General features: G+C 66.7%; 17 protein-coding genes. 9 read left to right on the top strand and 8 right to left on the bottom strand.

Going from position 1 to position 25138, the window contains the following annotated elements; all coding sequences use genetic code 11:
• Positions 1 to 86: 86 nt before the first annotated feature.
• From eccCa to LKD76_RS27245, 3 genes are all read left to right on the top strand, one after another.
• On the top strand, positions 87 to 4136 hold the full coding sequence (gene eccCa / locus LKD76_RS27255; protein ID WP_227984265.1) for a type VII secretion protein EccCa: 4050 nt from the start codon (positions 87 to 89) through the stop codon (positions 4134 to 4136).
• 436 nt (positions 4137 to 4572) lie between these two features.
• Positions 4573 to 4887, top strand: coding sequence for a WXG100 family type VII secretion target (locus tag LKD76_RS27250; protein ID WP_227984264.1), 315 nt, complete (start codon positions 4573 to 4575; stop codon positions 4885 to 4887).
• A gap of 55 nt (positions 4888 to 4942) precedes the next feature.
• Positions 4943 to 5248: a WXG100 family type VII secretion target gene (locus tag LKD76_RS27245; RefSeq protein WP_227984263.1), complete on the top strand. Its 306-nt coding sequence runs from the start codon at positions 4943 to 4945 to the stop codon at positions 5246 to 5248.
• A gap of 107 nt (positions 5249 to 5355) precedes the next feature.
• Here the strand turns inward: LKD76_RS27245 and LKD76_RS27240 are convergent, their stop codons facing one another.
• The 7 genes from LKD76_RS27240 to LKD76_RS27210 all read right to left on the bottom strand — a co-directional run bounded on the left by LKD76_RS27240 (position 5356) and on the right by LKD76_RS27210 (position 14781).
• On the bottom strand, positions 5356 to 6549 hold the full coding sequence (locus tag LKD76_RS27240; RefSeq protein WP_227984262.1) for a DUF7373 family lipoprotein: 1194 nt from the start codon (positions 6547 to 6549) through the stop codon (positions 5356 to 5358).
• A gap of 8 nt (positions 6550 to 6557) precedes the next feature.
• The gene (locus LKD76_RS27235; protein ID WP_227984261.1) at positions 6558 to 7778 is read right to left on the bottom strand and encodes a DUF7373 family lipoprotein; all 1221 of its coding nucleotides are present in this window, start codon (positions 7776 to 7778) and stop codon (positions 6558 to 6560) included.
• Between the two features lie 80 nt (positions 7779 to 7858).
• Positions 7859 to 9457, bottom strand: coding sequence for a serine/threonine-protein kinase (locus LKD76_RS27230; RefSeq protein ID WP_227984260.1), 1599 nt, complete (start codon positions 9455 to 9457; stop codon positions 7859 to 7861).
• 76 nt (positions 9458 to 9533) lie between these two features.
• The gene (locus tag LKD76_RS27225) at positions 9534 to 10781 is read right to left on the bottom strand and encodes a DUF7373 family lipoprotein (RefSeq protein ID WP_227984259.1); all 1248 of its coding nucleotides are present in this window, start codon (positions 10779 to 10781) and stop codon (positions 9534 to 9536) included.
• Entirely contained in the window at positions 10778 to 11986 is a 1209-nt protein-coding gene (locus LKD76_RS27220; RefSeq protein ID WP_227984258.1) for a DUF7373 family lipoprotein, read from the bottom strand. The genes LKD76_RS27225 and LKD76_RS27220 overlap by 4 nt, the downstream gene beginning before the upstream one ends.
• Before the next feature lie 138 nt (positions 11987 to 12124).
• Positions 12125 to 13543 carry a type VII secretion-associated protein gene (locus LKD76_RS27215; protein WP_227984257.1) on the bottom strand — a complete coding sequence of 473 codons (1419 nt, stop codon included), beginning with the start codon at positions 13541 to 13543 and terminating at the stop codon, positions 12125 to 12127.
• A 110-nt stretch (positions 13544 to 13653) separates the two neighbouring features.
• Positions 13654 to 14781, bottom strand: a complete 1128-nt coding sequence (locus tag LKD76_RS27210; RefSeq protein ID WP_227984256.1) for a DUF7373 family lipoprotein — start codon at positions 14779 to 14781, stop codon at positions 13654 to 13656.
• Positions 14782 to 15004: 223 nt separating this feature from the next.
• Between LKD76_RS27210 and LKD76_RS27205 the strand changes: the two genes are divergently transcribed.
• Positions 15005 to 16315, top strand: a complete 1311-nt coding sequence (locus LKD76_RS27205; protein ID WP_227984255.1) for an FHA domain-containing protein — start codon at positions 15005 to 15007, stop codon at positions 16313 to 16315.
• A 258-nt stretch (positions 16316 to 16573) separates the two neighbouring features.
• Here LKD76_RS27205 and LKD76_RS27200 read toward each other — a convergent pair whose 3' ends face one another.
• Positions 16574 to 18019 carry a neutral zinc metallopeptidase gene (locus LKD76_RS27200; protein WP_227984254.1) on the bottom strand — a complete coding sequence of 482 codons (1446 nt, stop codon included), beginning with the start codon at positions 18017 to 18019 and terminating at the stop codon, positions 16574 to 16576.
• Between the two features lie 110 nt (positions 18020 to 18129).
• On the opposite strand from LKD76_RS27200, the gene LKD76_RS27195 reads away from it, so the two are divergent.
• The 5 genes from LKD76_RS27195 to glmM all read left to right on the top strand — a co-directional run bounded on the left by LKD76_RS27195 (position 18130) and on the right by glmM (position 25094).
• Entirely contained in the window at positions 18130 to 20718 is a 2589-nt protein-coding gene (locus LKD76_RS27195) for an FHA domain-containing protein (protein ID WP_227984253.1), read from the top strand.
• A gap of 85 nt (positions 20719 to 20803) precedes the next feature.
• Positions 20804 to 22393: a hypothetical protein gene (locus LKD76_RS27190; protein ID WP_227984252.1), complete on the top strand. Its 1590-nt coding sequence runs from the start codon at positions 20804 to 20806 to the stop codon at positions 22391 to 22393.
• Between the two features lie 177 nt (positions 22394 to 22570).
• Complete coding sequence (rplM, locus tag LKD76_RS27185) at positions 22571 to 23014, top strand: 50S ribosomal protein L13 (protein WP_227984251.1); 444 nt, start codon at positions 22571 to 22573, stop codon at positions 23012 to 23014.
• On the top strand, positions 23011 to 23523 hold the full coding sequence (rpsI, locus tag LKD76_RS32065; RefSeq protein ID WP_025347315.1) for a 30S ribosomal protein S9: 513 nt from the start codon (positions 23011 to 23013) through the stop codon (positions 23521 to 23523). Before rplM ends, rpsI begins: the two co-directional genes overlap by 4 nt.
• 203 nt (positions 23524 to 23726) lie before the next feature.
• Positions 23727 to 25094: a phosphoglucosamine mutase gene (glmM, locus tag LKD76_RS27175; RefSeq protein ID WP_227984250.1), complete on the top strand. Its 1368-nt coding sequence runs from the start codon at positions 23727 to 23729 to the stop codon at positions 25092 to 25094.
• Positions 25095 to 25138: the final 44 nt, after the last annotated feature.

Genomic DNA, 25138 nt, shown 5'->3' with positions numbered 1-25138 from the left:
AGAATGCTGGTCGAACTGTACGACATGTCGGCCGCTGCCTCTACACTGAGTCCGCAGCACAGCCGCCGAAGGGGGATCTTCCGTCGATGAGCACAGTCAGGTTTCAGAGGCGTGCGCGCCGGGAGGTTCCACGGTCGCCGGGCGGGGAGGTAACCCTGCAGCCGCCGCCGGAAATCCCCCGCGCCATACCTGGCAGTCTGCTCGGGAAACTGATGCCGGTTGTGATGGTCGTCGGCATGGTCGGGATGATGGCGATCATGTTCACCCGCGGTGGGGGCATCGCCTCCAACCCGATGAGCATGATGTTCCCGATGATGATGGTCTTCTCCATGGTCGGCATGTTCGCCGGGCAGGGAGGTAAGGGCCAGAAGTCCGCCGAGGCCAACGAGGATCGCAAGGATTATCTGCGCTATCTCGATCAGGTCCGAAAGGATGTCGACGACACCGCTTCTCAGCAGCGCGCGGCGGTGGAGTGGAGCCATCCGGAACCCGGTCTGGTCTGGATGCTCGCCGGTACCAGCCGGATGTGGGAGCGCCGTCCGGGTGACAAGGACTTCTGCCACGCCCGCATCGGCCTGGGCGGTCAGCGCCTGGCCACCCGTTTGGTGTCACCGGAGACGGGCCCGGTCGAGGAACTGGAGCCGATCGCGGCCGTCTCGCTGCGCCGCTTCGTCCGTACCCACTCCACGGTGCCGGATCTGCCGACCGCGATCGCGGTGAAGGGCTTCGCGACCATTCAGCTCAACGGCGATCGCGCCGAAGCTCGCGATATGACGCGCGCGATGTTGTTGCAGCTGTGCATGTTCCAGGCCCCCGACCAGGTTCTGGTCGCGATGGTCTGCGGGGCCGATACGGCCCGCGACTGGGAATGGACCAAATGGCTGCCGCACACCCAGCATCCCGACTCTCAGGACGGCGTGGGTACCGAGCGGATGGTCTACGGCTCGATCCGCGAATTGACCGAGGGACTGAACCCGTTGTTGCACAACCGGGTTCGCTATTCACGTAACCAGCCGGCCAACCAGAATCTGGTTCATATCGTCATCATCGTCGACGGCGGCCTGCTCGAGGCCGAAGAGGATTCGCTGCGGGAATCCGGCTACGAGGGGGTGACCATCATCGATCTGTGCGGTTACGCTCCGCGCCTGGCGGTTTCGCGTGGCATCCAGATGGTGGTGGAGAACGGTGAATGCGTCGGCCGCGGCGCCACCGGCAATATGGAGCGCTTCGCCCTGATCGATCGGATCAGCGCGCGCCAAGCCGAGCAGGTCGCCCGCCGGATCGCCCCGTTCCGGGTGGCGGCGGTGCAGCGCGGCGGCGAAGCGGTCGTCGAGGAGAGTGCCGAGGTCATCAGCTCGTGGGCCCAGCTCATGGGCCTGGGCGATATCGGTACCTTCAATCCGGAGAACGGCTGGAAGCCGCGTTACGGCCGCGACCGGCTGCGGGTTCCGTTCGGCCTCGGCGCCGACGGCCTGCCCGTCTACCTCGATATCAAGGAGGCCGCCGAGAGCGGTATGGGTCCGCACGGCCTGTGCATCGGCGCCACCGGCTCCGGTAAGTCGGAATTCCTTCGCACCCTGGTGCTTTCGCTGCTGGCCACGCATTCGCCCGATCAGCTGAATCTGGTGCTGGTCGACTTCAAGGGTGGTGCGACCTTCCTGGGTCTGGACGGGGTGCCGCATGTCGCGGCGGTCATCACCAACCTGGAGGAGGAAGCCGACCTCGTCGACCGCATGAAGGACGCCCTGGCCGGTGAGATGAATCGGCGCCAGGAAGTGCTGCGGCAAGCCGGTAACTTCGCCAACGTCTCCGAATACGAGAAGGCGCGGGCCGCCGGTGCCGATCTCGACCCCCTGCCCGCGCTGTTCGTGGTGCTGGACGAATTCTCCGAATTGCTCAGTCAGCACCCCGATTTCGCGGAACTGTTCGTCATGATCGGCCGACTGGGCCGCTCGCTGCATGTCCACCTGCTGCTCGCCTCGCAGCGCCTGGAGGAGGGCAAGCTCAAGGGCCTGGAATCCCATCTGTCCTACCGCATCGGCCTGAAGACCTTCTCCGCCAACGAGTCCCGGCAGGTCCTCGGTGTGCCCGATGCCTACAATCTGCCGAACAGCCCCGGTGGCGGTTATCTGAAGTCGGACTCCGGCGAGATCCAGCGTTTCCAGGCGTCCTACGTCTCGGGCCCCTATGTCGGTGGCGGCGCGCAGCGTGAGGTCACCCAGGCCGGCATCGTCGGCGGTGAGATCGATATCAACGCCCGGCCGTTCATGGCCGGTCATGTCGCGTTCCGCCGCAGCGACCATGTTCCGCTGGCGCCGGAGCCGAGTGCGGCCGAGGACGTGCAGCAGGAGGAAGGCGCGGAGAAGATCTCCAACGTCGGCATGCTGGTCTCCCGTATCCAGGGTCACGGCCGCACCGCGCACGAGATCTGGCTGCCGCCGCTGGATGACGCGCCCACGCTCGACCAGCTCATCCCGCGGTCGATCCTCACCGGTGAGTACGGCGCGGTGGCGAGCCTGCGCACCGCGATCGGCATCGTCGACCGGCCCTACGACCAGCGCCGCGATCCGTTGATCGTCGACTTGTCCGGCGCCCGCGGCAATGTCGCCATCGTCGGCGGTCCGCAGTCCGGTAAGTCCACCGCACTGCGCTCGCTGATCATGGGGATGGCACTGACCCACACCGCGGAGCAGGTCCAGTTCTACTGCCTCGACTTCGGTGGCGGCACGCTGACCGGTCTCGAGGGTCTGCCGCACGTCGGCTCGGTCGCGGGCCGGTTGGATGTCGACAAGGTCCGTCGCACCATCTCCGAGATCACCACCATCGTCCGGCAGCGCGAAATGCGTTTCCGCCAGCTGGGAATCGAGTCGATGGCCGACTTCCGGCGGCTGCGCGGCACCGATCCGTCGAGCAGTCCCGCGGCGGCCGGCGCGCACGAGGACGCCTTCGGTGACGTCTTCGTGGTGGTGGACGGCTTCGGCTCCATCCGCCAGGATTTCGACACCCTGGAGCAGCCGATCATGAACCTTGCGACACAGGGTCTTTCGTACGGTGTGCACATCGTCATCGCGCTGAACCGCTGGGCGGAGGCCCGCCCCGCCCTCAAGGATCAGATCGGTACCCGGATCGAGCTGCGCCTCGGTGACCCGATGGATTCCGACCTGGGCCGCAAGGTCGCCGCGATGGTGCCGCAGGGCCGTCCGGGGCGCGGTATGACACCGGATGCCAAGCACATGCTGACGGCATTGCCGCGCGTGGACGGGGATTCGAATCCGGAGACGCTGGGTGGCGGCGTGGTCGACGCCGTACAGCGCGTGGCCGCCTCGACACCGGGCCGCCCGGCGCCGCGCGTGCGCATGCTGCCCGAGGTGCTCAACCGCGAGGAGCTGCTGCACAACTTTCTCGGTGGCTGGCCGGGCCCGGTGGACCCGTACACGCGCAATGTGCAGATTCCGATCGGCCTCAACGAGGCCGAGCTCGCTCCGGTCTTCCTGAACATGGCCGAACAGCCGCACGTGTTGATCTTCGGTGATACCGAATGCGGTAAAACCAATGTGCTGCGCAACATCATTCACAACATCGTCGCCTCCAATACCCCGGAGAACGCGAAGCTGATCATCGGCGACTACCGGCGGACACTGCTGGGCGTGGTGGAGGGCCGGCATGTGGCCGGTTACGCGCCGTCGGCAGAGATGCTCGATACGATGATGCGCGATCTGGTCGGCGTCCTGCGAGCGCGGATGCCCGGCCCCGATATCACCCAGCAGCAGCTGCGGGACCGCTCCTGGTGGTCGGGCCCGGAAGTCTACGTGATCGTCGACGACTACGACCTGGTGTCGACCCCGTCGGGTAACCCGCTGTCGATCCTGACCGAATATCTGGCGCAGGCCAAGGACATCGGCTTCCATCTGATCATCGCTCGCCGCTCGGGTGGCGCCTCGCGGGCGCTGTACGAGCCGCTGATCGGGCGGATGAAGGATATCGGCACCATCGGCCTGATGATGAGTGGTAACCGCGACGAGGGTGCGTTGCTCGGCAATGTCCGGCTCAGCGAGATGCCGCCCGGCCGTGGCACGTTGGTCGCCCGCTCGGGAAACACTCTGATCCAGACCGCTTGGACCCCGGCCCCGTCATGACCGGTTCCGGCGCCTGTGTCGAATCCGCTGTGGCCGAGGTCATCACCCCCGGCTACAGCGGAAGTCCGGAAGGCGCTGGCAATTCCGCCCGGAAGATGGCACGCTCAGAATCCGGACAGCGTGCAAGTCTGATGCGTGACATCCAGCCGGATCGTCGCCCCAGGTACCACCGGCCGGTCAGTGCGCGAATGCTCGGGGGCGCGATGCTCATCGCTGAGCAGCACCGACTACCGGCGCCCGGACTGTTCAACACGAGAGGGGGAGGTGCGAGACATCCATACCGCAGGCAGTACAGCCATGCGATTCGACTGTCGAACTGCGCCGATGCGCGGGATATGACGATGGAACCGAGGACGCGCCAGGCGCGTCCAAACCCAGTAGTAGGAACAAGACCTTTCCTCGCCGCATCCTGCGGTGACCGATAGAAGGAGCCCAGATGCCCTTTCACGCCGATCATGAGCAACTGGCCAGCTTTGTCCGCGAGATGCAGGAAAAGCACGACGCCATCGGCAAGATGATCACCAACTCGCACAATCACGCGACCACACTGCAGGGTCCTGCGTTCCAGGGTGGCGCCGGTAAGGCCTTCCAGGCCACCTTCGAGCAGTTCTTGACCTCGGCCAACAAGATGAACGAGGCGCTGATGCAGAACTCGCAGAACCTCAAGTCCGCCGGCGAGAAGTACGCGGAGATGGAAGAGAGCAACTTGGGCACGCTGTCGAAGTCCTCCGACAGCCTGAACTGGGCCTGATCATCCCTTCGCTCAGTCCGTCAATTCATTCGTAAGAGACCCCAAGGAGAGAACAATGGGTGACTTCGGTCAGATTTCCTACGACTTCGGAACCATCGACGATGCCGGTACCGGTATCAAGTCGGAGGCGATGAACATCACCGCCGCGCTCGAGGAGATGGAGAAGAAGTTCCAGGACTTCATCACCTCGCACTGGACCGGCAGTGATGCCGCCCATGCGTTCCAGAGCGTGCAGCAGAACTGGCGTCAGCAGTCCGACGAGCTCAGCGCCTCACTGGCTCAGCTCGGTACCCACACCGTCAGCGCCGGTGAGCAGATGCAGGGCGCCGATGTCCTTGCCGCCAAGCTGATCTCGGGCTGAACGAGGCGTGACACAGTCGGCTTCGGCCGATACGCCGACGGCCGCACACCACGATCGAGTGTGCGGCCGTTGGCATTTCGTCGGAAACGGTGCTGCCATACGCTGATCTACCAGCTGTTCGCGAGGACGGCGTACTGCGCGGCTCCCCGTTGCTGCGCATCCTTGATCTGGGAGCTGGATAATCGTGCGACGTACCGGCCGTATCGCACGAAGCATCGGAATCGATCATCGGTCACGAAGGAGAACTCCTTCGGATTCTGGTCGCAGAAGGCATCAGGGACATCCCGGGGCGGGTCGACCGGAGCTTTCGCGCGCCGCCGCATTTCCTCGAACATGACCTGTGCGCCGGCGGCGTCACGAGAGCGCCACAGCATCGTCGTGTTGGAAACGACCGCCGCCGCGTCGATCCTTCCGATATCCATCAGGGATCTGCCCTCAGGATTGGTGAAGTTGTGCGCCGAATGAGCCGTGAAGAATCCCGCGACCGACAGGTTCGGCCCGAAGACTCCCTTGGGCGCAAAAGCCCGGCGCAGCATGCCGTCCGGGTCGTAGGGCAGATGCAGGATCTCCTTCTTCGACAACGGCGGCAGACTTCGCAACATCGGTACCTGGACGTCGTAGACGTGCTGGAGAAACGATGTCAGATCGGCCAATTCCGGCTGCGGTACGCGGACGAAGAGTTCCAGCATGTAGTTGCCCACGGCCAACCTCGAGCCGATTGTCCTGATTCCCGGGCGCCAATGTGACAGGGCGTTCGGGTATCTGTCCAGCTGAACCGGCTGATTCTGATCCTTGGCTATCGCGAAGTCGGCATCCTCGAACGACCGGGTGGCGGCGGTCGCCGCCTTCTCGTCGGGGAACTGGTAGACGGTGATATTGACGGCTTTGTCTCCGTCCGCCGGCCGATCGTCTTCGACCTGGCGCTTGTTCATCTGGATTCCGTAGAGCATGCCGTTCTGTTCGAGCGCAGAAATGAACGGTCCGGCGATTTCGGCGCTGAGCTTGTCCTTCGGCTCGTTGATCGAAGCGCCCACGTTGTAGGTGAGGCTGGGATCTATTTCATCGCCGTTGGCAATCTTGTCGGCCAGGCGCATGATCGCCAATTCCCGCCCGAAGTAGAGCGACGGGATGTATTTGTACAGAATATCGCCGGGGTCCGGTGAATAGTTTCCGATATCCAGCGTCCGGACATCGATCTCGGCGGCCGTGGGGGTGCCGCTGACGCTCGAACCGCAGGAAGAGGCCGACAGTGCTACCGCGGCGGTGACGGATACGCAGGCGATTACTCGGAGAATTCTCATCGGTCCGCCTACTTGCTGTTCGCCAAGATCGAATACTGGGCGGATATGCGCTGCTGCGCATCGCGCAACTGTTGTGACCACACGATCGCCGTGTATCGGTCGTGGCGGACATGACAGTAGAATCGAACGTTGGTTTCCGGGCCCTTGTACTTCAGGCACACGGCATTCGGCAGATTCTTGGGCGAGTCCACCGGGTGCATGAATTTCGTCGGGTGGGTGCGATTCTCCAGAATTCTCTGGGCGGCCGCTCTGTCCTTCGCTCGGGCCAGTTCGCCGGCCCCGAAAGCGACACGGTCCACACCGTTCTCGCGGTACAGGGCTTCGATCTCTTTGGGCTGATCGGCCAACTGCATGGCACCGTGCAGGTCGAAGGTGCCGGGGACGTTCTCGAAGGAATCTCCCTCGGGCCGCGGAAGGGCCAGTCCGCGAACATTGTCCGGATCCACCGGGACCTTCATGAGCTGATCGACGGGGGTGGGGCTGAACTTTCGCATCCGGTCGATGGTGGCGCCGATGGACTTCTCGGCCAGGTCGGTCAAGGACGGCAGATCCGAGATGCCGAGCTGGGAGTTCTCGTAATTGTCGACGATCGTGACGATCACATACCTGTCGGTGGCCGTCCAGGTCGCCAGTCGTTGTTGCGCCGGCTGCCATCGGGCGACGGTATCCGGATATTTCGCCAAGGTGGTCGGATCGATCTGGCCGTCGTCGTAGAACTGTGTCTTCGACAGTTCGCCGGCCGCATTGCGAGCCGAGTCGGCATCGCCGAACAGGAGTACCGAACTCGCCAGTTCGTATGAGAGCGAATAGGACTCGTTCGAACTGCCCATGGTGGTGAAGCCACCCACGTAGTTCTTGACCGCGTCGTTGAAGTTCTCCTCGTGGAGCCATCGAAACATCGAGCTGAGGTGGAACTGTGGTCCCACATCGAGGAATGCGTGGGTGCCGGAGCTGCTTCCCACCGTGAGTTTCGGATCGACCTCGTAGGGCAGCGGCAATACGCTCGCCAGCCGGTTCGCCTCCATGAACCGTGCGACGTACATATTCTTCGGCAGACCCAGGTCCACCGGTTTGTCCTTGTACGCGCCGATATCGAGTTGTGTGAGATCGACGGCGGGATCGGTGACTTCGGCAGCGTCGGAATCACTTCCGCAGGCGACCGACGTGGCCACAGCCGCGGTCAGACCGATCGCGGCGATGATTCTGGCCGCAGCAGCCAATGGTTTCAATGCTCCCCCTCTGCGAATCTAGCGGACCACCGGCGTCGATCGGCCGCGAGACGAGCGCTATCGCTGGATCGTGAAAAGTCCTACCTCACCTGGTTGTGGAGGACCGGTGCCAGCTTCTCGAGCAAGGTGTGCTCCGAGCTGGGCGACCAGTTCCGCATTGCCGAGACGGCAACCGGGTCGTCGAGGGGGATCACCGTCGCTCGCGCGCTGTTGATGCTGTAAGGCAGTCCCAGGAGTCCGCCGCCGCCGGCGTTCGGGTCACTGCGGACCGCGAGAATGTAGCTGTCGGCGGGAGTGTGCAGATCCTGATAGGCATCGGTGATCGGCCGGGGTGAGGGCTCGTCGCCGTTGCGCGGATACTGCAGGTTGTAGACGAATCCCAAGTTCTCCAGGAACTTCGTCTGATCGGTGCCGCCCAGATACACGCCGAACGTCTTCTCCGCGGTGACGTCCAGCATGGTGATCGTCTTACCCGCGAAGGCCGGATTCGCTTCCCGCGCTTGCTGTACCGAGGTATAGGACGCCGGCGCGGTGGCAGTGGTGCTCGCCGCCTTGGAGGCCGTGGTCGTCGGGTGGGTTCCGCCCGAGTGTCCCTGGCTTGCCCAGACTCCGATGCCGACGGCCAGTGCCACCGCGACGACTGCCCCGATGCCGCCGAGCAGAATCGGCCTGCGGTTGCTGGGCTTCGGCTCGAGCAGCCGGGAGATGTCGTTGTCGCTGTGCCGGCCGGTGTGGGCCTGGTGCGGGATCTGGTTGCGCGGGTCGGTCGGGGGGCGCGGGTCGAAGACCTGGATGGGGTAGGTCGGTGAGGTAGCGGTGCGAACCGGGCTGTGGCCGGGGGTGAGCGCGTTGGCGGCGGCGTCGGTGAGCTCGCGGCAGCTGGTGAAGCGATCGGCCGGATTCTTGGCGAGTGCGCGAGCGAAGACGTGATCGATCGCCTGCGGCAGGCCGGGATTGACCGCCGTCGCCCGGGGTGGGGGCTCGTACAGGTGCCCCATCATGACCATCGCCGGTTGGGTTGCGGGGTAAGGGTTCTGACCGGTGATCAGCTTGTAGAGCGCGCAGCCCAGACTGTAGATATCGGCACGACTGTCGACCGCCATACCCTGCAGTTGTTCCGGTGGCGCGTAGGCGATGGTCGCCACGAAGCTACCGGTCTGAGTGAGTTCACTGGCGTCGTCGGTGGATTTGGCCACGCCGAAGTCGGTGAGCAGTACGCGTTCCTCGTCGTCGCCCTCCTGGGCCGACAGCAGGAAGTTCGCGGGCTTCACATCACGGTGCAGCAGTCCGCGCCGATGCGCGTAGTCCAGACCTTTACCGACCTCGGTGACGATGCGCAGTGCGCGCAGCGGTGTCATCGAGTGGGGATCGCGGGCCAGTTCCGCCGAGGCATCGGTGCCGTCGACGTACTGCATGGCGATCCACAACTGGCCGTGTTCTTCGCCGCGGTTGTAGACCGAGACGATATTCGGATGATCCAGGCCGGCCGCGAGATTGGCCTCCCGCTCGAAGCGGCCGCGGAACTCGGCATTGGACGACAGCTCACCGCTGAGCACCTTGATGGCGTCCATCCGCGGGAGGCTGGGGTGTTTGGCGAGATAGACCGTGCCCATTCCGCCGGCGCCCAGCACCCGGACGACCCGATACCCACCGATGATGGTGCCGGGACTCATCACCATCAGTAACAAACTCCTGGTCGTTCGGTGGGTCGCGTACTGTCGCGGAGCTTACTGGACTGCGCCGTGGCGGGTCGAGTCACGGCTGCCACTGGCTGTTGGCGAACAACGCGTACTGCGCGGCCGCTCGTTGATGGACGTCGACCAGCTGATTCGAGGTCACGTAACCGACGTAATTGCGGTAGACGACGAGGCAGCTGTACCGCTTCGGACCGTTGAGGCTACTGCCCTTCGTGCTGTTCTCCACGCAGGTCGAATCCGGGATCTTCGGCACCGCATCGACGGCCGGGCCACCGCCCTCGAAGGTGATCCGGTCGGTGAGAGCCTTCTTCGCGGAGGTGGCATCGGCGGTGCGGACGACCAGCGCATCGGAGGTCTTGGCGAATTCCTCCGCCTCGAGCGCGGCCGCGCTCTGCGCCGCGATCTTGCGGTCGGACATGTAGTGCAGAATGCCGTTCGGGCCGAAGACGCCGTTGTCGTCATCGAACTGTGGTCGCCCGGTCTGCGAGGTGTTCAGCGCGCGGCTGAGCAGATAGTGGGGATCCCACGGCAGGGTGAGCGTCTCCTCGGGCGACAGCGGCGGCAACTGATCGAGGACGGGGAACTCGGTATCGAGAGTCCGCTCGGTCAGGCCGGTGAGGCTGCCCAATTCGGCGCTCGGCGTGAGGGCCAGGACCGAGACGACCCAGGGGCCGTGGGCGAGGAACGATCGCAGCGATGCCGTGCCGGGTTGCCAATGCGCGTGCGCCTCGGGGTATTTCGATACCTTGACCGGCTGATTCTTATCCTTGTAGGTATCGAAGTCGGTGTTGTAGAGGTCGGTAGCGGCCTTGGCCGCCGCGGCCGGATCCTCGAACTGCATCACCGACAGAGCCACGATCGTGGCATTGGGTTTACTCGGCTTCGGCCAGCCGAGGAAGCCCCAGTTCGCGTCCTTGTCACTACCGGCGGTCGAGAAGCCGTACACCATCTTGTTGCGTTTGGCCGCATCCGACATCCGGTCGTTGTCGCCGAGCGCGTCGGGAACGAATCCGGCGGCGAATGTGGACGACTTTCCCTGAACCGTCAGATGCGGGTCGATCCGGTCGGGCGTGACCACATTGTCGGCCAGGCGCATACCCGCGGCCGCGGGCGCGTTCACGAAACCCGGCCGGAAATCGACGTGGATATCGAGCGGGACGACGTCGTAGTTGCCGACATCGACGGTCCGGACATCGACCTCCGACGGGCCGGCCCAGCCGCCCACCGTCGAACCGCATCCGGTGGTGGCCACGAGTCCGGTGAGGCAGGACGCGGCCGCGGCGAAACGGAGAAGTCGCTTGTTCATTTCCGGTCCGCCTTCACGAAAACGGCATACTGGGCCGAAATCCGCTGCTGCGCGTCGAGTAGCTGTTCGCCCCAAGCCATCGCGGCGTAGCGGTCGTGATACACCGAGCAGTAGAAGCGGACGGCCAGCTTCTGATTGCCCTTGTACTCGCGGCATTTCGCGAGCGGCAGATTCCTCGGCGCGGCGGCTGTCTTGAAGTGTTTGGACGGGTCCCCCAGCTGATCCCGGACATCTTGGGCGGCGGCGGTATCCCTGGCGCGATACACATGTGTGCCGTATTCGGCATACCGGTCGACACCGTCGGATTCGAACCACGTGTGGGTGTCACCGGGATCGGAATCGAAGGCGAGGCCGGAGTATCCGGAATAGACGCCGGGCGGATTGAGCCACTCGCCTTCGGCCTCCTGTGGGCGGATCATGGTGCGGCCCAGCATCCCGTCGGTATCCATCGGCTGGTCCATCAGCTGATCCGGCGGGGTGAGGTGATACTTCGCGACCGATGGCACCACCTTGTCGAGGCTGCGCGTCGCCCGGCTCACCAGATCCGGGAGATCGACCTTGCCGAACCAGCTCTTGGCCTGGTCGTAGACCGATATGTACACGACCAGCCGCCCGGTCGGGACCCAGACGTTGATGGCCTGTTTGGTCGGAACCCAATGCGCGTGCGCCTGGGGATAATTGGGGATCGCGACCGCTTGGGTCTGCGGATCGCGGCCGAAGTCGCGTCGTTCCAGGGCGGTGGCGACCTCGGTGGCCCGCTGTTCGGTGGGGAGGATCATCGCCGAGTTCACCAGCTCGATCCCCAGATTATCCGGGTCGTTGCGGCCGTAGTTCACGAAGCCGCTGATCAGGTCCGGTGCGTCTTCGGGGAAGTGGCTGACGTCGGTGAAATCCTTGAGCACCGACGACTTGGGTTCGATGAAGACCAGGGTGTCGAGCATGCCGGTATGGACGAAGGCCGGATCGATATCCATCGGCAACGGCATGAAGCTGCCCAGCCGCCCGGCCTCCATGAGCGCCGCCTGACCCGGATTCCGGGGTTTGCCCATATCGCGCGGGTTCGCATCGTAACGGCCGACATCGAGCGCGCCGAGATCCACCGACGGCTCGGGAGCGGGCGGGGGACTCGGATCCGAACCGCATCCCGTCGCGCTGAGCGCGACAGCGGCCACGGCAGCCGCCAGCAAACGCACGGATCCTCGCATTGTTCCCCTCCCACTGGCTCCGCGCCGGTGAGCACGCATAGGCGCTCCGTCGACGCTGCGAAGAAGATAGCACCCACCTCCGACGGGTGGTTCCCAATAGCGGCGTCGGCCGCTCGGTGGGCTATCCCGGCCGGCGCGTCACGCGCCGGTGCGCAGGTCTCCGACGAACTTCTCGCACACCGGCGCCAGCGGCGGCCAGTTACCGGTGGGGTACTGGCAGCCGACACTGATCTGCAGACCCGAGTCCACCAGCACCTGCCAGCGCACCGTCGTGCCGTCGCTCGGATATTCCTCGTACGACAGCCCCGGCCGTCCGCCGAAGATGACGTCGCGCTGCAGCGGTCCGACGGTGCCGGGCGGCCGCTTGCCGATCTGCGTTTCCAGCGTGGCGGCGACCCCATCGATACCCGAGCCCGCGGCCAGCGGTTTCTGCACCAGCGAAATGCGTGCGCGCACACCGTCGTCCGGCGACAGATCGACTCGGGCGTCGGTGCGGTTGGTGATGTGCCACCCGGCCGGGACCTGCGCCTGCACCCGGCCGAACATCTCGGCCGGCGGCGCGGGACGGGCGACCGGTGAACTCGCCGCGGCACGGGTGGTGGAACCGGACGCGGTGGTCGTGTCTTCTCCGGATCGGGTGAACACCACCGCGACCGCCACTCCGATGACGATGACCGCGATGACCGCGGCCGCGGCGAGGTAGATCGGATTGCGCCGCTGCGGTGGTGGCGCGATCGCGGCGGCATGGTCGTGCAGCGACCCCACCCACGGTGTCTGCGGTGCGATCTGCCCGGGATGCGGTCCCGGCGGTGTCGCGGAACCGCCGCGGATCAGATCCACACCCGACATCGCCCGCAGGTCGACACCGAATCCGTAACGGCGGGTGAGTTCGTCACGCATCGCGCCCAGCAGTGCGGTGTCCGAAATCCCCACGACCACGAAGTAGGTGGGTTTGCGGCCGCCGAGCAGGCGGTCGATGACATCGATCACCGGTTCCACACCGCGTCCCTCGCCGATATCGGCGGATCCGACGGTCGGTTCGTGCTCGCAGGCCTCGATCCAGCTTTCGGTTCCCGAACGGCCGGCCAGCGTCACCGTCGTGGTGAGCGGGCTCAGTTCGACGACCGCGATCCGTTGCTGCTGTGAGGTGCTCGCCGACGCACCGGCCACGCGCAGCGCCAATGGTTCGACGGCGATCTCGCCGACCGAGCGGCGGGCCCCGGCTTCCAGGGCGGCCCGGCGGCGCGTCCCCCACTCCGACGGGCCCACCACCGTCAGCCGATCACACGGGGTGGGCAGGTGCAGGTTCGTCAGGACCGTGCCGAAGACCGCGGCGAAGGCATCGGCGAGGGTCGGCAGCATCGGCACGAAGGCGAGGCGATCGGCCTCGGCCAGCCGGACCACCGACACCGCCGGGTAGGGCGGCTGAAGTGGCTCTCCCACAACGAGACTCGCGCCGTCGCTGGCCGGCACCACCGAGGGGGCGCCGTCCCAGTGGGTGGATTCGCTGCGGGCCCACAGCCGACTGTCGGTGAGGATCAGATCGACCGTGGACATCAGTCGGGAATCCGATTTCTCATGGTGGACGGCACGGCCTCCCCTTCCAGGCTGGGTCTCGCGGCATAGTACTCCAGCACGGTTACTCCCTCACCTCGCGCCGGGGATGTTCAGAAACTGTTGGCCAGCAACGCATACGCCGCGCCGACGCGCTGGTCGATATCGTCGCGGCTGTTGGCGTTGACCACCTCGACGTACCGGCGGTAGGGCACGTAGCAGCGGAATGTGCTGTCCTTCTGCGTATCGCCCATACTGTTCAACGCCAGGCATTTCGCACCCGGCACGCCGCGGGGCGCATCCGCCGGATCGTATTGCCGGCCCGAACTCGCGATCATCCCGTTGATCAGGCGGACCCCGGCGTCCGCGTCGCGGACGCGCAGCACCGAACTGTTGTCCGCGACGGCGATCGCGTCCATGCCGGTGTCGTCGATCAGGCGTTCGCGGGTCGTCTCGTCGGAGGAGATGTGGACGAAGGCCGGCGCGGAGTACACCGCGAATCGATCAGGATCGGGAGTCCGGTCCGAGCGGTCCCGCACGATCGCGCGCGCCAGCAGGCCGTCGGCGTCGATCGGGAGCGAATCGAGTCCGCTCTGCGGCGTCGGCTGGAAGTGGTCCAGGGCCGGCACCTGCGCATCGAGCGTCTTCTGCACCCAGGCCAGCAGATCCGCCTCCTCGGGGCGGGGGCGCTCCACGAACAGCGAGATCACGAATTGCTTGTAGGCCATGAAGGTTCCGACGGTCGGCACACCGGGCCGGTAGTGGATATAGGCATCCGGATACTTCGGTAGGGCCAGCTTGCGATTGAGATCCGGTGCGACCGCGAAGTCGACATCCTCGAGTTCTCGCGCCGCCTGCCGGGCCCCGGCCTCGTCGGGAAAACGCATCACCAGATCGGTAACCGAGGTGGTATCCGCAGCACTGTCCATGGAGCTGGGTTTGTCGGAGCCCGCGGCGACATACGCGACGACCATCTTGTTGCGGTCGAGGACCGGTTTGGACACCGCGGCCAGCAGGTGGCGGGTGGCATCGGAGCTGTCGGCGACGACCCGCCCACCCGCGCCGATCACCAGTGCGGGATCGATGCGAACGCTCGGCACCACGGCCTCCGACATCCGCATCCCCTCGAGTAGCGGTCCCTTGCCGTTCGCGGTGCTGTCGTAGCTGTGCCGATCCACCGCGTAGGGGCCGACATCGAGTGCGCGAACGTCGATCTCGGCGGCGGTCGGAGTCCCCTGCACCCCGCATCCGGTGAGCACGCCCAGGAGGGCGGCACAACCGAAAATCAGAGATCCGCGAAATGTTCGGCCCATGGCCTGCCCCCGTTCTGCCGGTGTTCGCGCCCGGCACTCGGGTATCGAAATTACCGGAAGGGACCCGTGCGCGGGGACTCATGCACGACGATTGCCTTAACCTGGTCCCTGTGGTGACCGCTGGGCTGATACTCCTCGGAGGCCGATTCCGTTGATCGATCGGCAGGTCGAGGTCGTCGCCGGTAACCATGTCGTGGTGCGTGTCGCCGCGGCGGTGGTCGTGGTCGCGCATCGAGGGCGCGGACCCGTCCGGCCGGAGGCACCCGCCATGCGGGCCGCCGAGGCGCTGGCACAACTGGTCGCCGAGGCCACCGACCACGCTCCGAACGGCCCCGGCCGGCTGATCGCGCGGGAGGCGACCCGCTGGCTGATGCAGGAAGCCGAACAGGTCGACGGCAGCCCGATCGATCTGGGCATCCTGTCGAGTTCCGATACCGGCGGAGTGGCGATCTTCCTGCACGGCGCGGTCACCGCGGTCGTGGCGGGCGGGCGGGGCGTGGAGTTCTACCGCGGTGTGGACGCGGCCTTCACCGTCGATCGCTTCACCGAACCGCCGGCGCGCGCCGTGGCCATCTTCATCGACGACGAGCGGGGCCGGATTCCGGAACTGCCCGAACGCGGAATCGGCTCTCTGGTGGAGGGTGTGGCTCCGGCGGCCGGAGCGGTGGTCTGGTTCGAGCGGGAGCAGACCCGCGCGCGCGATCGCCAGGACAGCCGCCCGCCCGGCGCCCGGCATCGAGCCGAGCCGCCGTCCACCTCTCGCGCGGACGCGCAGCACACGGAGCCGCCGCGACCACCGTCGACCCGCCCGGATCGAATGCCGGAAACCGGTGAGCGGCAACCGGTATCGCGGCCCGAACCGGCTCCCGAACCCGTCGAGGATCCCCGGCTGGCACAGACGCAATTGCGCGGCACCAACCCGGCCCCCGAGCCCGATCCCGCTCTGGAACGCCGGATGGAGGCGACAGCCCGCGCCACCTCGCTCACCGTGCGGGTCACCGGATTCAAATGCGCCCGTGCGCATCCCAGTGATCCGCGCTCGGCGTTCTGCACGGTCTGCGGTATGCCGGTCGATCAGACCCAGCACGCGGCGGAGGTGGTCCGGCCTCCGCTGGGCATGTTGGTCCTCGACGACGGTATGACCTATCTGCTCGCCGCCGATGTGGTGATCGGCCGCGACCCGGAGAATTCCGAGGCCGCCGCGCGGGGCCTGGCTCCGGTCAAGATCGAGGACTCCTCGGGTGGAATGTCGCGCGCGCATGCCGAGATCCGGTTGGTGAACTGGGATATCACGGTCGTCGATCGTGGGTCCACCAACGGCACTCGCGCCCGGTTGCCCGGCTATCGCGATTGGATCCGGTTGCAGCCCAATCAGCCGATGGTGCTGGTCCAAGGGGCGGAGATCATGCTGGGCAATCGGGTGCTCCGGGTGGAACCGGCCGCACCGCCGCCGTTCGGCTGAGCGACCGTAGCGACGCGGCCGGAGGTGGCAGCCCGCGTAACCACGGAGGCCGCCGCGGAGGTCGCCATGGGCAGAGCGACCGTAGCGACGCGGCCGGAGGTGGCAGCCCGCGTAACCACGGAGGCCGCCGCGGAGGTCGCCATGGGCAGAGCGACCGTAGCGACGCGGCCGGAGGCGGCAGCCCGCGTAACCACGGAGGCCGCCGCGGAGGTCGCCATGGGCAGAGCGACCGTAGCGACGCGGCCGGAGGTGGCAGCCTCAGGCGTACCGCGCCTCGCAGACCTGTTGGGTGCCGAGCACACCCGCCCGGAACGCGTCGACCCGCGAGAATCCGCTGGGCACCGTCTTACCCTCGACATCGCTCGCGGCCAGACCGTCGCTGAGCAACCCGGAGACCGCCTTGTCGAGATCTCCGGGCGACAGCGCGATATCGCCCTGACCCGCGTCGCGATGCGGATCGGCGAGTTTCGCCGTGATCACCCCCGACAGGCATGCCGCCCGCAGACCGGTCTTGGCGCCCGTCAACTGCTGGCGCGCGTTGCGCTGCACCGCGAGCGCGTAACGGGAGACGAACACCACGTAGGCGTTGTAGTCCCCGCCGACATGGGTCGGAAAGCCTTCCTGCTCGTCGGTATTCGCCGCCCCGCGCCGGACGAGTGCGGGAATGTCGGTGCCGATGGTGTTGGTGGCGGGGCAGTAGGTGACGGGCACGGTGTCGGCCCCGTTACTGCAGTGCATGAGGGCGCCGTGATAGTCGTAGGTCGGCTCCGACGGGACCGGCATGATCGCCGCCATCGCCTTGCTCAACTCCTTGAGGCTGTCCTTGGTGATGGCCAGTTCCCCACGATTGGCGTCGTCGCCGAACGACTGTGGCAGATTCTTGCGGCGCCGGTCGATGTCCTTCATATCGATCGCCTTGCAGCCCTTGGGGCCGTCGGTGAACCCGATCTGCACCGCGGTGACGCGTTCGAAGGCCGAGCCGTGCACCGATTCGGGATCCTCCGGATTGGCATCGCGGATGGCGACGGTCGCGGCCAGGACATTGTTGAGCCCGTCGGAGGTGTTGATCGTGAAATGCTTCGCCTTGTCCTCGGCGACGTGCCGCATGAAGGCCCCGGCGAAACAGTCGGCCTGCTGCTCCTTCACGATCACCGGATCCTTACCGGACACCATGTGCGACATCGTCTGGATGGCATGGCCGTACTCGTGGGCCAGCACCATCACCACCGCCATCTTGCCGAAACTGTCCTGCATCATCGGCAACAGCACCTCACGATCCCAACCGACCGAATTGTCCAGGCGGCAGTAGGCGGCGTTGACCAGGTGATAGGTGGTGTCTTTACAGAACTGACTCTCCTGTGAGCGGGGCGCCTTCGCGCTCCAGGAATAGAACTTGGTGACCGGGGTGAACTGTCCGTCGAATTCGTTGTGATACTCGCCCTGCCAGTAGGTCTGGATATCGTCGATCGCGTTGAGCGCCAACGTGTCCATCGCCCCCTTGTCGCCGCCGGTGGCGGTGAGCGCGGAGTCGGCGGCGCCGGCGCGGGGACCGCTGGGCCCGCTGGTGGTGGGCAACCCCGCCACCTGGAAGGGGTCGTCGTAGATGGATACGGCGTGACCGCCGGTGGTCATGGTGCAACCGGTGAGCAGACCCACCGCCAGCACCAGTGTGGCGAGTGCAGCCGCCACCGGGCGTTTCGCCATGTCCCCTCCCTCCCCGGGCCGATACTCGATCAGGTGCCTGTGCCGCACGGGCTCTCGGGGGCACGTTCGACCCCCGCCGATGTCGCGGCCATCGCATAGTATCCGGCACTATGTCATTACCGGGGGCGCAGAAGATCACCGTGCGCCATGAGGGAACCGATCGGATCTTCGAGAACACTCAGCAGGTGACGCTGGGCCGCGCGCCCGAAGTTACCGTGTTCGTCGACAGTCCGCTGGTCTCTCGTGTGCACGCGAAACTTGTTTGGCAGGGGGGCGCCTGGGTGCTCTCCGACAACGGCAGTACCAACGGGGTGTTCGTGGACGCGCAGCGGATCACCCGTCCCGTATCGGTGGACCGGCCCATGCTGGTCCGGCTCGGTGACGCGATCACCGGACCGCTCGTGCACCTGGTGCCCGAGGCGCAGTTCCGGCCGCCGGCGCCGCCCACCCGGGCGCAGCCATCGGGCCGGGGCTCGAATCCGCCGGGGCGGGACAATCCGGGGCGTGGGGGCGCCCCGGAGCAGCGCCGTCAGCCCCCGAGGCCGTCCGGCCAGCAGCGCAGGCCGGCGCCGCCCCAACCGCCGTCGCGACCTGATCACCGGCCGAATCAACGCCCTTCGCAACCGATTCCGAATGCCGGTCCGGGATCGGGTGGTGCCCCGAACGTGAATATGACCACCAAGGCGGACACCTCGGCGTTGCCACCGGTGCGCGCCCGGGCCTCGACCGCGCCCATCGCGCGTGCCGACCGGATTCCGGCCGGTGGGCTCACCATCGGCCGCACCAGCGACAACCAGATCGTCGTCAACGATCCACTGGCCTCACGCCGGCACGCGCGGCTGGTCAAAAGCGGTGAGGGCCTGGTCCTCGAGGATGTCGGTTCGGCCAACGGCACCTTCGTCAACGGCCGTCGCGAGCAGCGGGTGGCGCTGCGCGAACGCGATATCGTCACCATCGGTAACGTCGACTTCGTCGTGCAGGAAGGTGCGCTCAAGCACCGTAAGAAGCCGGTCACCGAACAGGGGCTGAGCGTGCACGGCGTCGGGTTCGTCGTCGAGGGCAACAAACAACTGCTCGTCGATGTCAACATGCAGGCCAATCGCGGCACCCTGACCGCACTCATCGGACCGTCCGGCGCGGGTAAGTCGACGCTGTCGAAACTCATTGCGGGAACGACGCATCCGTCGGCCGGCGTGGTCACCTTCGAAGGCCGCAATCTGCACGCCGAGTACGAGGCCATGCGCAGTCGTATCGGCATGGTTCCGCAGGACGATGTGCTGCACCGCCAGCTGACGGTGCGCCAGGCTTTGGGGTTCGCCGCCGAACTGCGACTGCCGCCGGACTCCTCCAAGGCCGATCGGCAGCAGGTGATCGACGGGGTCCTCAAAGAACTCTCGCTGACCGAACATGCCGATACCCGGGTCGATCGGCTGTCGGGTGGTCAGCGCAAACGCGCGTCGGTGGCATTGGAACTGCTCACCGGCCCCGCGCTGCTGCTGCTCGACGAACCGACCTCCGGCCTGGATCCCGCGCTCGACCGCCAGGTGATGACCATGCTGCGGGAACTGGCCGACGCCGGGCGCACGGTCATCGTGGTCACCCACTCGGTGGCCTGTCTGGACATGTGTGATCAGGTGCTGCTGCTGGCGCCGGGCGGTAAGACCGCGTTCTGCGGGCATCCGGCCGGTGTCGGCGACTTCCTCGGCACCAGCGACTGGGCGGAGATCTTCGCCCGGGTGGCCTCCGATCCGGACCGGGCGTTCGCGAACTATCGCTCCCGGCAGGCGGCGGTACCACCGGCGCCGCCACCGGTCGCGCCGCGCGGGGTCGTGGGGCAGCCCCCGAAGTCCAGTGCGTGGAAACAGCTCTCGACCCTGTCGCGCCGGCAGGTCCGCCTGATTCTGGCCGACCGTGGGTATCTTGCCTTCCTCGTGGTGCTGCCCTTCGTGCTGGGTGTGTTGTGCCTGGTCGTGCCCGGGAAGAACGGTTTCGCGGCAGCTCCGCCGATTCCGTTGCCCGACGGTAGTTTCGGCCCGCCACCGACCGGAGGCAGCGAATCACAGCAGTTGCTGGTGGTGCTGATTCTCGGCGCCTGCTTCATGGGCTCCACGCTGACCGTGCGTGACCTCGTCGGTGAGCGGCCCATCTTCTTCCGGGAGCGTGCCGTCGGATTGCTGCCGTCGGCTTATCTGCTGGCGAAGGTCATGGTTTTCGGTGTCGCGGCGCTGCTCCAGTCGGCGGTGCTGGTGGCGATCGTGCTGGCCGGTAAGAAGCCGCCGGGGTCGGGTGCGCTGGTTCCCGCCGGCAGTATCGAGCTCTATCTGGATATCGCGCTCACGGCGGTGACCTGTGTGGTCGTCGGACTGCTGTTGTCGACGGTGGCCAAATCCAACGAACAGGTCATGCCGCTGCTGGTGGTCATGATCATGTGTCAGCTGGTGATGGCAGGCGGCATGATCCCGGTCACGAATCGAGTGGTGCTGGAACAGCTTTCCTACGTGTTCCCCTCGCGCTGGGGATTCGCCAGCGGTGCGTCCACGATCGACCTGAGAACGCTGTTCGTCAACGCGCAACCCGATGCGATCTGGCAGCACAGCGCCGGATTCTGGTTGCTCGACGCGGGCATGCTGATCGTGCTCACCGCCCTGCTGTCGACCCTGACGTGGTGGCGTCTGAGACTGAAGAAGTCGGCCGCATGAGCGGGGCCGAACCCCCGTGTCGGGCGGGGCTGTTCGAACTAATGGGACCTGCCCCGAGCGTGCCGGCGCGACAGCAGGCACACTGATGCATGTGACGGCTCGAATTGGGGCGATACATCTCGGTTGGGATGTGGTGTCCGTGGCCGCCGGCGGCGGCGGGACACCGATCCGCCCGGTCCAGGTGGAAGGCACATACACGCCGCCCGCTTATCTGCTGGCGGACAAATCCGGGCGCTTGCACACCGCGGGCGCGGACCGGCAACGACCCGATCTGGGGATCGCTGTGTCCGATGTCCGCGACATCCTCGGTCACCAGCAGATCCGCATCGCGGGCGCGACCTGGCCCGCGGAACTGGTGTTCCGGGCCCGGCTCTACAACCCGCTGGCGGCCATCGGCAGCCGGCTGCGCGGCAAACCCGATGTGGTCGCGCTGCCCTTCCCGGACGACTGGGCCGACGAGAAGGTCGAGGAGTACTGCCGGCTGGTCGAGGAGATGGATGTCGTCACCGATCCGCTTCCGGAATCGGTAGCGCTGTCCGGCTACGTCCGCGCCCTGGGGCTGGTGCGGCCGCCCGAGCGTGGCCGGCGTGGCGTCGGCGCGACCGGCGTCTATTCCGATGGCCGGGTCTGCCTGGTGGTGGCGGTCGACGGTGACGACGAACAACCCACCGAATCCGTCGGTGTGCCGATCTCCCCGGATTCGATACGGGACGCGCACTCCGCGGACAATGTCGTGATCGAGGTCATGGCCGCCGCCCGGGCCATCGGTGCTGACACCTCGACGGTGCTGCTCACCGGCAATGTGTGCTTCAACGACGCGCTGCGGCTGGCGTTCCAGAACCATCTGGGTCATCGGCTGCGGGTCGCCGACCATCCGATGCACGCACTGGTGCTCGGTGCCGCGCATCTGCTGGTCACCGACAGTGAATACGCCGACGTGGAGCAGGCCCCCGAGCCCGTCCGCCCGCCGCAGCCACCACCCGCCCAGCCGCCGCTCGCGGCCCGTCCCGAGGACGCCGGCCGGCATGCCCGGCCCGGGGAGGGCGCACCTGCCGATCCTCGCCGGCAGCCCCGGCCCCCCGAGGGCCGCCATTCCGGCTCCGGTGCCGCCCCTCACTCGGGGCAGCAGCCGCGGGTTCCCGGCGCGGGGGATCCGCCGGCCGATCAGGGAAGCAGGTTCACCCGCCCCCCGGAACTGCCGGCCGATGAGCAGCGCACCACCGTGATGGGACGGCGACCGGATTCGACTCCGGCCGCACCCCGGCCCGGTGAGCCATCGGCCGGCGCGGACGGCGGGCACGACGAGGACGCCCACAAGGGCACGGTTTGGAACAAGGTCAAGGACAATCTGTTCGGCGCGCCGGCCATCGCGGGTGCGGTCGCCCTCGCGGCGGTCGGCATCTACGCCGACAATGCCGATCTCGGCCGATCGGGTGCCGAATCGGCCGCATCGGGTGTGGTCGGAGTGGCCGATACGATCGCGATCGCGCCGTCGGCCTGGGCGGACGGCGCGGCGCCGAGGTGCGCGATGACCGCGAACACCGGCGGCGCATCCGGACGGGTCGCGCAGCCGGCCGCCGACAGCGGCTGTGCGCATCTCGCGATCGACAACCTGCGTTATCTGGTGCCGAACGTGCCCGGCAGCATCGACTCGGGCCCGCCGATGCACATCTGATCGCGACGAGGGCGATTACCGGGGGTCGATGCGGCACTGGTATCGTTCCTCTTCGGCGTGCGGTACGTCGCGGATTCTTCCGTGTCGTCCCATGAGCCCCGGGTCTCCACCGGCCGCCGGGATCACTCGACCGCTCGCCAGGCCGGCAGAAGCATCAACGACAGACAGGGAAGCACTGTGCCTACGTACAGCCCGAAGGCGGGTGACGTGACCCGGCAGTGGTACGTCATCGACGCCACTGACGTAGTGCTCGGCCGCCTTGCCGTGCAGGCAGCGAATCTGCTGCGTGGCAAGACCAAGCCGACCTACGCTCCGAACGTCGACGGTGGCGATTTCGTCATCATCATCAACGCCGACAAGATCGCGATCGCCGGTAACAAGGCCGATCGCAAGTTCATCCACACCCACTCCGGGTTCCCGGGCGGTCTGAAGACCCGGTCTGTCCGTCAGGTGATGGAGACCCATCCCGAGCGTGTGGTGGAGCGTGCCATCAAGGGCATGATCCCGAAGAACAAGCTGGGCAACCAGATCGCGCGCAAGCTGAAGGTCTACGCCGGCCCGGCGCATCCGCACGCGGCCCAGCAGCCCATTCCGTTCGAGATCAAGCAGGTGGCCCAGTGACCGCTCCTGAGGAATTCAACGAGGAATACGTCGAAGAGGCCGCTGTGGAGGTCGTCGACGAAGGTGCCGGCTACGAGGCCGAGTACACCGAGTCCGAGACCTTCGCCGCTCCGGTCCTGATCGACCGTCCGGTGCAGACCGTCGGCCGCCGCAAGGAGGCCGTGGTTCGCGTGCGCCTGGTGCCGGGCTCCGGTCAGTTCGTGCTGAACGGCCGCACCATCGAGGACTACTTCCCGAACAAGGTGCACCAGCAGCTGGTGAAGTCCCCGCTGGTCACCGTCGAGCGCACCGAGACCTTCGACGTGCACGCCCGCCTGGTCGGCGGCGGCCCGTCGGGTCAGGCCGGCGCGCTGCGCCTGGCCATCGCCCGTGCGCTGATCGAGGTCACCCCGGACGATCGTCCCGCCCTGAAGCGGGCCGGCTTCCTGACTCGTGACCCGCGCGCCACCGAGCGTAAGAAGTACGGCCTCAAGAAGGCCCGCAAGGCTCCGCAGTACTCGAAGCGCTGATCTTGCAGCGCGCGGCCGCTCCGTCCGGCGCCACTCGGTGGCACCGGACGGAGTCCGGTCGCCGCGACACCGGTACGAGAGCAGGCGCCCACCTCGGGCGCCTGCTCTCGTGCTGTATCCATCGACGGTAGGCCGGGGCGGGCAGCCTGCGTGATCACGCCGGGTCCCGCGCATACCGCAATGCAACCCGAGGGGCGAGAGAGATGGCGCGTTTGTTCGGCACCGACGGAGTCCGCGGTCTGGCCAACGAATCACTGAGTCCGGAACTGGCACTGCATATCTCGGCTGCCGCGGCACAGGTGCTGGGCCGGGGCAGGCCGCGCGCGGTGGCGGTGGTCGGCCGGGATCCGCGCGCCAGCGGCGAAATGCTGGAAGCCGCGGTGACCGCGGGCCTGACCGCCGCCGGTATGAGCGTGCTGTCGGTCGGCGTGCTGCCGACTCCCGCGGTGGCCTATCTGACCGCCGCCTACGACGCCTGCCTGGGCGTCATGATCTCCGCCTCGCACAACGCGATGCCCGACAACGGCATCAAGATCTTCGCTGCCGGCGGCCACAAGCTCGATGACAGCGCCGAGGACAAGATCGAAGAACTGGTCCGCGCGCGCACCTTCGTCCGGCCCACCGGCGCGGGTATCGGGCGGGTGCTCAGCCTGTCCGGCGCGGACGGCCATGTCGACGACCACTACAGTCTCGCCGGAACCCACGAGCGCTATGTCGAACATCTGGTGGAGGCGACGGGCCGGGATCTGTCGGGCATCACCGTGGTCGTCGATTGCGCACACGGGGCGGCCTCGGATGTCGGCCCCGCCGCCTATCGTGAAGCCGGTGCGCGGGTGGTGGCGATCAACGCCGAACCGAACGGGCTCAACATCAACGAGCGGTGTGGATCCACCCATCTCGAGCAGATCCAGAGCGCGGTGCTCGAACACGGCGCCGACCTCGGCCTCGCACACGACGGCGACGCGGACCGCTGCCTGGCCGTCGATGCCACCGGATCCGTCGTCGACGGTGACGCCATCATGGCGATCCTGGCGCTGGCGATGCACGAGTCCGGTGAACTCGCGCAGGACACCCTGGTCGCGACCGTCATGAGCAATCTGGGCCTGCACATCGCGCTGCGCGACGCCGGAATCACGGTGCGTACCACGGCGGTCGGCGATCGCTACGTGCTCGAGGAATTGCGCCGCGGTGGCTACAGCCTGGGCGGCGAACAGTCCGGACATGTGGTGTTTCCCGCGTACGGAACCACCGGGGACGGTGTCCTGACCGGCCTCAAACTCATGGCGCGCATGGTGGAAACCGGTCGCGGTCTGGCCGATCTGGCGAGCGTGGTGACCACCGTGCCGCAGGTACTGGTGAATGTTCCGGTTACCGACAAGGCCGCGGTCGCGGCGTCACCGGAGGTGCGCGAGGCGGTAGCCGAGGCCGAGCGAGCGCTCGGTGACAACGGTCGAGTGCTGTTGCGTCCGAGCGGGACCGAGCAGCTCATCCGGGTCATGGTCGAGGCCACCGAACCGCACCGGGCCAAGCAACTCGCCGACGACCTCGCCAAGTGTGTCGCCTCGGTGTGATCGTCGATGCGAACGGTCCGGACGATGGACGGGGTGCGCGAGCA

It is taken from the genome of Nocardia spumae (assembly GCF_020733635.1).
GTDB classification, from domain to species: Bacteria; Actinomycetota; Actinomycetes; order Mycobacteriales; family Mycobacteriaceae; genus Nocardia; species Nocardia spumae.
Note: the sequence above shows the minus strand (reverse complement) of the source record. Positions and strands in the feature narration are given on the sequence as shown.

Bases quoted from the DNA above. Each gene is read 5' to 3' on its own strand.
- eccCa (WP_227984265.1), top strand. From the start codon at position 87: ATGAGCACAGTCAGGTTTCAGAGGCGTGCGCGCCGGGAGGTTCCACGG.
- LKD76_RS27250 (WP_227984264.1), top strand. From the start codon at position 4,573: ATGCCCTTTCACGCCGATCATGAGCAACTGGCCAGCTTTGTCCGCGAG.
- LKD76_RS27245 (WP_227984263.1), top strand. From the start codon at position 4,943: ATGGGTGACTTCGGTCAGATTTCCTACGACTTCGGAACCATCGACGAT.
- LKD76_RS27240 (WP_227984262.1), bottom strand. From the start codon at position 6,549: ATGAGAATTCTCCGAGTAATCGCCTGCGTATCCGTCACCGCCGCGGTA.
- LKD76_RS27230 (WP_227984260.1), bottom strand. From the start codon at position 9,457: ATGGTGATGAGTCCCGGCACCATCATCGGTGGGTATCGGGTCGTCCGG.
- LKD76_RS27225 (WP_227984259.1), bottom strand. From the start codon at position 10,781: ATGAACAAGCGACTTCTCCGTTTCGCCGCGGCCGCGTCCTGCCTCACC.
- LKD76_RS27220 (WP_227984258.1), bottom strand. From the start codon at position 11,986: ATGCGAGGATCCGTGCGTTTGCTGGCGGCTGCCGTGGCCGCTGTCGCG.
- LKD76_RS27215 (WP_227984257.1), bottom strand. From the start codon at position 13,543: ATGTCCACGGTCGATCTGATCCTCACCGACAGTCGGCTGTGGGCCCGC.
- LKD76_RS27200 (WP_227984254.1), bottom strand. From the start codon at position 18,019: ATGGCGAAACGCCCGGTGGCGGCTGCACTCGCCACACTGGTGCTGGCG.
- LKD76_RS27195 (WP_227984253.1), top strand. From the start codon at position 18,130: ATGTCATTACCGGGGGCGCAGAAGATCACCGTGCGCCATGAGGGAACC.
- LKD76_RS27190 (WP_227984252.1), top strand. From the start codon at position 20,804: ATGCATGTGACGGCTCGAATTGGGGCGATACATCTCGGTTGGGATGTG.
- glmM (WP_227984250.1), top strand. From the start codon at position 23,727: ATGGCGCGTTTGTTCGGCACCGACGGAGTCCGCGGTCTGGCCAACGAA.